A 4,566-nucleotide genomic window follows, 5' to 3' on the forward strand; every position below is an offset into this window, starting at 1 on the left:
GGCCGAGGGCGGCGGGCGAGGCGAGGAGCAGCCGGGCGCGCACGGTCAGGGCGGGGCTGAAGGCGTCCAGGGCGGGCGGCAGCAGGGCGGAACCGCGCAGGCGTCCCAGCTCGCCGGGCAGGCGGGCGAGACGCTACGGCAGGCCGGTAGGAGCGTCTGGGAGGCGATCCAGGGCGGCATGGCGCAGCGACGCCAGGGGCAGCAACGCCGGGACCGCTGACGCGAGACCGCGCCTCAGCACCGGCCGCGGCTTCCGCTGATCCGGCTCCGCTCCACTCGGCCGGCGGCGAGCCGGCCGCTCCAGCCCGTCCGGGTCGACGGGAACCGTCGCGGGTCCTAGGTGACGCCGGCGGCGTCTCGGACGACGGGGCGACCGGCATCGGACCGCTGGCCGACGGTGCGGCTCACCGGGGCCCATCGCGGGCGATGTCGGGTGACGAGGCGGAGTACGAGGAGGACGCCGGCCGCGTAGGTGATGTCGCCGCCCAGCATGACGAGCGTCGCGCCGATCGGGGCGTCGGCGGCGGTGGTGTCGTCGACGACGTCCAGGCCGCCGGAGGCGGCGGTGGCGATGAAGGCCAGCAGGTTCATCGCGGCGTGCGCGGCGATGGACACCTCGAGGCCGCCGGTCCGGATGACCAGGAGCGCCCAGATCGTGGCTCCGACCAGCAGAGCGAGGAAGCCGGACCAGGTGCCGATGCCGTGCATCAGGGTGAAGACCAGAGCCGAGCCGAGGATGCCGACCCAGCGGTGATACGCCCCGAAGGTCTGCAGGAGGAACCCTCTGGTCGCGTATTCCTCACCGGCCGCCTGCAGCGGACGCCAGTCGTTCGTAGGTCAGCCCGCCGTCCATGCGGCACAGGCTAGACCGACGAATCGTCTGATCGATCGTCACCTTCCCCCGATGGCGATTACGCGACCCGCCGACAATCGTCATCGGCGGCCACCAGCAGCAGGGTGAGCCTTATTGGCGGCGATTTCTTCGTCAAGATCGTGACGCTTTGTCAATTGTCGCTGCGGCTGTTCAAGGGCATTACGAAGGAACAGCAACGCGCGTCAGGTCACCGGTCACGTCTTCCGGTCGGTGCAGCAGTCATCAGCGCAGCCCGAGGCTTGGCCGGTGGCGTCGACGGCGGGCAGGGGCGCGCAGTCGTCGCAGTGTTCACCCCGCCAGGCTTCGACGCCTTCCTTGACCGCGACTGCGGCGATCACGAGCGCGGCGATCGGATCGGCCCACGACCAGCCCCAGGCGGCGTTGAGGATCAGGCCGACGAGCAGCACCGCGGAGAGGTAGGTGCAGAGCATGGTCTGTGTCGAGTCGGCCATGACCGTTGCCGAGCCGAGTTCCCGTCCGGTACGCCGCTTGGCCGCCACGAGGAGCGGCATCACGAGCAGCGACGCCACGGCGAGGCCGATCCCCACCGGGCTGGCGTCGGCGTCGCCGCCGGCAAGCAGCGAGCGGACGGCGTCGAAGGTCACCCAGGCCGCGAGGGCGAAGAACGACGCGCCGATGAGCCGCAACGCCAGGCGTTCCCGATCCTCGGGCACCCGAGAGCGGAACTGCCAGATCAGCACGGCCGCGCTGGACACCTCGACGAACGAGTCCAGGCCGAAGCCGATCAGCGCCGTCGACGAGGCCGCCGCGCCGGCGGCGATGGCGACCAGGCCCTCCAGCAGGTTGTAGCCGGCGGTGGCGTAGGCCAGCCAGAGGCTGCGCCGGGACAGCACCGCCCGACGCTCGGGGGTCAGCAGCGAGGCGCTCACGCGCTCACCTCCGACGGCGACCCGGCCGACCTCCCGTACGTGGGGCACAGGGCGACCGCCTCGCCGGTCGCGGCGAGGACCTGTTCGGCCGAACGCAGCAGGTCCAGAAGCTCCGGCCGCGTCAGGGCGTAGAACGACTGGCGGCCCTCGGCCCGATAGTCGATCAGCCCGCAGTCACGAAGACACGCCAGGTGCTTCGACACCGTGGACTGCGCCAACCTCAACTCGCCGGTCAGGTCCACCACCCGAGCCTCCCCGGTCGCGATCCGGCGCAGGATGGCCAGCCGGGTCGGGTCGCCGAGAGACCGGAACAACGCCACCGCCGGAGCCAGCCCGGGACCACAATCAATCGCCACAACGTGATGATAGTCAACTCCAGCGATCGATCTGCAACCCACGCCAACAGGGGCGGGAAGCCGGGACGGCCGGCTCTCACGGGCGACCTTGACACCGCGTCAATGATGGCCGCATGAGCCCGAGTGACACGGGCCCGCCGTTGGTCGCCGGCCGCCTGGTGATCGTGGTGGTCAGCCTCTTCGCGCTCGTACTCGGTGTGCACGTCGCCCTGTCACGACGGTTCCCCCGGGCCTGGCTGCGCTTCGGGCGTCCGACGACGAGCCAGCGACCCCAGCCAGTCCGCATCGGCGGCGGCGCGGCGCTGGTGGGGGCGAGTCTGCTGATCCAGCCAGCTCCGTTCCTGATCCCTACGCCTTTTGTGCTCGGCGCCGCTCTGTTCGCGGTGGCGATGCTCCTTGCCGCCACCGCGGCGGGATGGTTCATCCTGCGGCGGGACTAGCCACCAACCGCCCGCTCCGGGGCGGTGGTGCGACAGCTCCGTGCGCCGCCAACTTCCGGCAGGGGGCACCAACAGCAAAATCCCCACCGGCGTTTCCGCTGGCGGGGATCTCTGTTGTCTGGCGAAGGGCTGTGTGGCCAGGGACGGGATCAGCGGCTCATCCCCTGCCACTCTCAATATATAGCGCACGGGGGGCCTTGCGGCAAGACCCGGGTCGTGCCACAGAATTGCCGGCCGAGGCCAGGGCCTGCGGAAATCAATGATTCCTGAAAGTACGTGCGGAGCAGCTGGCCTAAATGCAATGGGGGGTTTCATGATTGACGTGATCGTTGCCGGCGGCGGACCGACCGGCTTGATGCTGGCCAGTGAATTGCGGCTGCACGGCGTGCACGTGCTCGTGCTGGAGAAGGAGGCGGAGCCGACCGCGTTCGTCCGCGCGCTCGGCCTGCACGTGCGCAGCATCGAGGTGATGGACCAGCGCGGTCTGCTGGAGCGGTTCCTCGCGCACGGGCGGCAGTACCCGGTCGGCGGCTTCTTCGCCGGCATCGACAAGCCCTCGCCCGAGGGGCTGGACACCGCGCATCCCTACGTCCTGGGCATCCCACAGACCATCACCGATCGCCTGCTGGCCGAGCGCGCCACCGAGCTCGGCGCCGAGATCCGGCGCGGCTGCGAGCTGGTCGGGCTGAGCCAGGACGACCACGGGGTGACCGCCGAGCTGGCCGACGGCACGCAGCTGTGCGCGCGCTACCTCGTCGGCTGCGACGGCGGCCGCAGCACGGTACGCAAGCTGCTCGGCGTCGGCTTCCCCGGCGAGCCCACCAGGGTCGAGACGCTGCTGGGCGAGATGGCGGTGGCCGCGCCACCGGAGACGGTGGCCGCCGTCGTGGCCGAGGTCCGCAAGACCCACAAGCGGTTCGGCCTCGCGCCCTTCGGGGAAGGGGTGCATCGCGTCGTCGTGCCCGCCGAGGGGGTGGCCGAGGACCGCACGGTCCCGCCGACCATCGAGGAGTTCCGGCAACAGCTGCGGGTGTACGCCGGCACCGACTTCGGCGTGCACTCACCGCGCTGGCTGTCCCGCTTCGGCGACGCGACCCGGCAGGCCGAGCGCTACCGGGTCGACCGGGTGCTGCTGGCCGGCGACGCGGCGCACATCCACCCGCCGGTCGGCGGGCAGGGGCTCAACCTCGGCATCCAGGACGCGTTCAACCTCGGCTGGAAGCTGGCCGCCGAAATCAACGGCTGGGCGCCGGAAGGGCTGCTGGACAGCTACCACACCGAGCGGCACCCGGTGGCCGCCGACGTGCTGGACAACACCCGCGCGCAGATGCAGCTGCTGTCTCCCGAGCCGGGCCCCCAGGCATTGCGCCGGCTGCTGTCGGAACTGATGGCCTTCGAGAACGTGAGCCGGTACCTGACCGAGAAGATCACTGCGATCGGAGTCCGCTACGACTTCGGCGCCGGGCATGAGCTGCTCGGCAGGCGGCTGCGCGACATCGGCTTGCAGCGGGGTCGCCTCTACGAGCTGCTGCACAGTGGTCGCGGGCTGCTCCTCGACCGCACCGGCCGACTCTCGGTCACCGGGTGGGCCGACCGGATCGACCACGTCGTCGACGGCAGCGAGGAACTGGATGTGCCCGCCGTGCTGCTGCGGCCGGACGGTCACGTGGCCTGGGCCGGCGAAGACCAGGCGGATCTCCTCAGCCAGCTGCCAAGGTGGTTCGGCGCTGCCGTCAACTGAGCAGCGCGGCGGTCATGTTGCGCTCTGCCGATGAGCGCGCACCCCTGGCTTCCGGAGCGACGTCATGTGACGAGCACGGCGGTGAGCATCGAGAGATACGACTCATGGGCGAGACGCAGGCTGTCAAGGTCGGACGTCTCGAACCACGCCACAGCGTCGTGCTCGTCCGGCGCGGCGTTGACGGGTGTTCCGGTCCACCTGTCGACCAACCAGATCTGCATGTCGAACGTCGCGGTCCGGATCTCATGCATCGGCGGGCTGGACG

General features: G+C 70.6%; 5 protein-coding genes and 2 pseudogenes. 3 read left to right on the forward strand and 4 right to left on the reverse strand.

Annotation, left to right across the window (positions count from 1 at the left end):
- Positions 1-220: pseudogene (locus tag JNW89_RS28440) on the forward strand (hypothetical protein); the annotation flags it as partial.
- 116 nt (positions 221-336) lie between these two features.
- Here JNW89_RS28440 and JNW89_RS28445 read toward each other — a convergent pair.
- The 3 genes from JNW89_RS28445 to JNW89_RS28455 all read right to left on the reverse strand — a co-directional run bounded on the left by JNW89_RS28445 (position 337) and on the right by JNW89_RS28455 (position 2,120).
- Positions 337-816, reverse strand: a complete 480-nt coding sequence (locus JNW89_RS28445) for a CPBP family intramembrane glutamic endopeptidase (protein WP_255541348.1) — start codon at positions 814-816, stop codon at positions 337-339.
- 252 nt (positions 817-1,068) lie between these two features.
- Positions 1,069-1,764, reverse strand: coding sequence for a cation transporter (locus tag JNW89_RS28450; RefSeq protein ID WP_238451453.1), 696 nt, complete (start codon positions 1,762-1,764; stop codon positions 1,069-1,071).
- Positions 1,761-2,120 carry a helix-turn-helix transcriptional regulator gene (locus JNW89_RS28455; RefSeq protein WP_238451454.1) on the reverse strand — a complete coding sequence of 120 codons (360 nt, stop codon included), beginning with the start codon at positions 2,118-2,120 and terminating at the stop codon, positions 1,761-1,763. Before JNW89_RS28455 ends, JNW89_RS28450 begins: the two co-directional genes overlap by 4 nt.
- 113 nt (positions 2,121-2,233) lie before the next feature.
- On the opposite strand from JNW89_RS28455, the gene JNW89_RS28460 reads away from it, so the two are divergent.
- Positions 2,234-2,560, forward strand: a complete 327-nt coding sequence (locus JNW89_RS28460; RefSeq protein WP_238451455.1) for a hypothetical protein — start codon at positions 2,234-2,236, stop codon at positions 2,558-2,560.
- Between the two features lie 313 nt (positions 2,561-2,873).
- On the forward strand, positions 2,874-4,301 hold the full coding sequence (gene rox / locus JNW89_RS28465; protein ID WP_238451456.1) for a rifampin monooxygenase: 1,428 nt from the start codon (positions 2,874-2,876) through the stop codon (positions 4,299-4,301).
- A gap of 62 nt (positions 4,302-4,363) precedes the next feature.
- On the opposite strand, the pseudogene JNW89_RS28470 reads toward rox, so the two are convergent.
- Positions 4,364-4,566 (reverse strand): annotated as a pseudogene (locus JNW89_RS28470) (hypothetical protein); the annotation flags it as partial.

This window comes from Micromonospora sp. 4G55 (assembly GCF_016803375.1).